Origin of the sequence: Desulfovibrio sp. 6_1_46AFAA, from assembly GCF_000224635.1 — a bacterium.
Taxonomy (GTDB): domain Bacteria; phylum Desulfobacterota; class Desulfovibrionia; order Desulfovibrionales; family Desulfovibrionaceae; genus Desulfovibrio; species Desulfovibrio fairfieldensis.
Genome location: NZ_JH114301.1, coordinates 745,435 through 749,403, shown reverse-complemented (window position 1 = coordinate 749,403; position 3,969 = coordinate 745,435). Strand labels below are relative to the sequence as shown.

Below are 3,969 nucleotides of genomic sequence, written 5' to 3'. Positions count from 1 at the left end.
TTAAAATAGAAGCAGTTCTCTCGACAGTACTATTGTTAAGGTTCATCCCGATGGAACAAGGGGCCTTAAAAAAACAGGTACCGCAGTCCATCGGAAAGTCCAGAGGCGGCTGGACGACCAAGCTTCATATGGTTGCCGCGAATGCTGAATGCGCGTTGAATTTCAGCCTCACTCCCGGCAACGCCGGCGATGCCCCCGAGGGGCGCAGGCTGCTTGTCCAGTTGGGGCCGATGCCAGCGCCGTGCAGCTTGCTTATGGATGGCGCATATGAGGGTAATGAAACGACTCGCTTGGGACGTGAGTTGGGCTTCACTCCGGTGGTGCCGCCCAATCCCAACCGACTGAAACCGTGGGAGTATGACAAAGAGCTATACAAAAGACGTAATGAGGTAGAACGGCTTTTCAGGAGGCTCAAAGGCTTCCGCCGTGTTTTTACTCGGTTCGATAAGCTCGATGTCATGTTCCTGGCCTTTGTCGTCTTTGCGTTAATTGTTATAGCTCTGAAATAGTGTTAACAGGCCCTAACTTAGAGACTCGTCCTGCAAACCGTGCTGTGCGATATCTCATCCGGCCTTGCCGTAGGCTCCTTCGCGCCCGGCCCCGCGCATATCTGGAACTCGGGGAAAATGGCGGAGCTGGAACGCCTCATATGATCAGAACCTCCTCGGACACGCTGCCCGGTCTGGGCGGGAGCCGCAACAACCGCGCTACGTCCTGCGGATGACGCTTCTGGATGTGGAAGAGCGCATGCGCCAGGGGGGAAACGGGCCATCCCGCTTTTCACGCACTCACTGGCCCATGCAGCCCCTGAAACACCCACTCGCGTCGGCCTGCTTTTCGCCGCACGGGCACAGGCTTTCCATGCCAACCGCACCTGTGTGGAATATGACCACCTATGCAAATTTTATACAGGCCTGGAGCATATCTGTATAAAAAATATACGCCTTTATTTCGGATTTCATCGTTTCGAAAAATAAAATCCTATTGAATTATAAAGCATTAGCTGTTCTATCCAACTTTGGCACGGGCATTGCTACAGCTAAAGGCAACAGCACACGAAATACCGTGTACCGGAAACGACAGAACTACGACCCCAGAGAAATGCTACTAATCCTAATGGCAAGGTTGTTAGGGTATGGCATGGGCCAAGACTAAAACAGAATTTTCAACCCGCTTCATCATCAACTTGTTTATCCGCCGACGGGCGGTCAATATATACGAAAAAGAATAAAACAGATTTCCGCGCCGTCCCCAGCCCCCATCAGGGGCGGCGCGGAGCCCCCCCTCGAAAAACCTCCTCCTTTGAACAAAATTCTCTAACCATCGGAACATCCTCCCTCTCTACGGCCGCCGGTTGCCCCCGGCGGCCGCCTCTCTTTTTTAAGCAGGCTGCGCTTGAAATTTCCACTTTACGGCGGACAAAGCTCCGCCGGCACCGTGCCTGCCCGGAACTATTCGCGCTTGTCGGCCCCCAGGTGCCCGATCTGCGCGGACTGTTCCTGCGCGGATACGGGAGCCAGGTCTACGCCCAGGTCAACGGCACGACCGTGGGCGTAACCTCGACCCTGCATGAGTCTGGCCAGCTTGGCCAGGTGCAGGGGGATGCCATACGCGATATCCAGGGGGATGCGATTGGTTTTGCAAACAGCAGTGGATATGCGTTTTCCACCTCTGGCGCGTTTGACATCCTCCAAGGGACGTACATTGGGATTTATTCCGTCGATTTTGATAACCAGGGGTTAAGATTCGATGCCGCACGGGTAGTCCCCACGGCTGCCGAAAACCGTCCTGCAAACCAGGCCGTGCGGTACCTCATGCGGGCGCGGCCCTAGCGCCCTGGCGCAGCATCGCGCGCGTACCCGGAACTGTCCGCGCTTCTCGGCGGCCAGGTGCCGGATATGAGGGGGCTGTTCCTCCGTGGATACGGCTCACAGGCCCACGTCCAGAGCAACGGCACGACCGTGGGTATTACGTCCACCATGCACAGCTCTGGAGCGCTGGGGCAAGTCCAAGGCGACGGTACGAGAAATCTTACTGGAACAATTGGCCCGTCTATTGATGCGGGCTCATCAGGAATTGTATATCGGAATGGGCAGTCTGGTTATATGCTTCCATCAGCAGCCCATTATGCAACGGCTTTTCATCACATAGATATCTCACGCGCTGTGCCCACGGCCAACGAAAACCGCCCGGTGAATACCGCTGTCCGCTTTCTGGTCCGAGCCCGGCCATAGCGCGGAAGACCTCAGACAAGGGGGATCCCTCGTCCGAGGCCTTCTGAGAGAAGAAACAAAAATGATTAGTCTGTGTTGGGTTTCCGGCGTCTTTCCCAGAGCTTCATGTCATTCATTTTTTTGCGACGTTCACGCTGTAATGCCTTGGACACCAGTGCGGTACCTTTTTTGAGTCCCCACTTTTCACGATAATTATCAGTGCTCATTCCATGAATAGCCAGATGGCGCTTGGTCAAGACTTTGAAATTCTTACCGCATTCAAGGCATGTGACAGATCTTTCTTTCACGGACTTGCGTCCTTCAAGGGCCATCTCTTCTCTGTTCTGCTCCACGGGCTGTTCGCTTTCAGCTACCGCACGAATCCCTTGCGCAACCTTGTGCACAAAGGCTGCAATTTCCTCTTCTTTCATTACTCTAACGCCAGCTTGGGCTTTAGCAATTTCAAGAGCCTCTTTCAAATAATCATCCATAACTACTCCAAAAAGTGTCTAGGATTATCAGCGTGTAGGGCACAATTCTTGTGTGTCCTTAAGATTTGTCTTGAGCCAGTCGGAAAACAATCCTCCGAGAGGCTGAATTCTATAAATTTTTTGCCCTATAGGTTTATCTTCAGATTCTTTTTTGCGCTTTTTGTCATCACCCACGATAAACATCGGGGGCATTTCATACACTCCCTCTTCTTCAAGGAGGGCATTGTTAACAAGCTCCATAAAAGCCCGTTTTCCATGTACTCCATGCAATTCATTGAAAAACTGAATGATGTCGTAGCGAGTCCCTGTTAAGTTGAATTTATCTTGAAAATGAACCAGACAATCAATGGCTGGTAAGGAGAGTTGGTCGAAAAAATCATTAAATACCAAATAAAGTTCGAAAGGAAACACTTTCCCTCCCCTTCCAAGAATCATGAATAGCGAGCGATTCAGATTTAAAATAAACTGCCGTTTTTTTTCAGATGGTTCAGTGAGATAACGCGATATTCCAGTTCTTATGGCATCTGTAAATTCCGCAGAGGTAAGAATTTGGTGTGGAATTTTTTCCTGATATTCATACAACGTTTGGAGAAATTTTTTTATACGCTCTTCTCGCAAAGTATTTATGTTTGCGTCCAAAATCTGCGAAAGTGTTGGCCCCAAAATTGGAACTAGCAAACCAAAGATATCAATAGCGGACTTACATGACTGCAACCCAGCTTCGGCCCAGCTTTGTTGTGGAAGTTCTGGCATGCTATAATGATCATCTATGCTCATATGTCCTCCTAAATATTACGAGATACTAAATTAGCAAAATATTTCAAATGGCAAATTGAGGGTAGCAGGTCACTTCTTATATATCTGGATTCCTGGAGTTGCCCCTGCTAAACCGGACACTCCAAGTTTTGCAATGAACGGATAAACTCACGAGGTGAGAGCATCCGGAGGGCCTTATGTGGGGCATTTTCATTATAGTCTTCAAACCAACCGGAAAGCTGCGCCATCACAGTTTCGGCATCCGATCGATCGTTGCAGAAGACGTAATCCCGTTTGAATGTTTTGACGAGAGCTTCAGCCATACCGTTGCTTTGGGGGCTGCGAGATGGAGTAAACTTGCTGACGATGCCCAGCGCGGCGGCAAAAGTTATTGTTTCTCTCGCCGTGTAGCAGGATCCGTTGTCGGAGAACCATTCAACTGGCTGCAATGTTTTGACATCCCCAAACCGCTTTTCAACGCATGCCAGCATGACGCTTTGCGCCATGTC

General features: G+C 50.6%; 4 protein-coding genes and 1 pseudogene. 1 reads left to right on the top strand and 4 read right to left on the bottom strand.

All coding sequences use genetic code 11. From position 1 onward, the window contains the following. Positions 1–16: 16 nt before the first annotated feature. Positions 17–509 (top strand): annotated as a pseudogene (locus HMPREF1022_RS06630) (IS5 family transposase); the annotation flags it as partial. A gap of 942 nt (positions 510–1,451) precedes the next feature. Here HMPREF1022_RS06630 and HMPREF1022_RS18040 read toward each other — a convergent pair. From HMPREF1022_RS18040 to HMPREF1022_RS06610, 4 genes are all read right to left on the bottom strand, one after another. After that, the gene (locus HMPREF1022_RS18040; protein WP_156802862.1) at positions 1,452–1,694 is read right to left on the bottom strand and encodes a hypothetical protein; all 243 of its coding nucleotides are present in this window, start codon (positions 1,692–1,694) and stop codon (positions 1,452–1,454) included. A 605-nt stretch (positions 1,695–2,299) separates the two neighbouring features. Beyond that, positions 2,300–2,704: a MucR family transcriptional regulator gene (locus HMPREF1022_RS06620; protein WP_009302430.1), complete on the bottom strand. Its 405-nt coding sequence runs from the start codon at positions 2,702–2,704 to the stop codon at positions 2,300–2,302. A gap of 27 nt (positions 2,705–2,731) precedes the next feature. Further along, positions 2,732–3,481, bottom strand: a complete 750-nt coding sequence (locus tag HMPREF1022_RS06615) for a hypothetical protein (protein ID WP_009302429.1) — start codon at positions 3,479–3,481, stop codon at positions 2,732–2,734. Between the two features lie 107 nt (positions 3,482–3,588). Continuing rightward, positions 3,589–3,969 (bottom strand): integrase core domain-containing protein (locus tag HMPREF1022_RS06610; protein ID WP_198005328.1); only part of this gene is annotated, 381 nt, incomplete at its 5' end.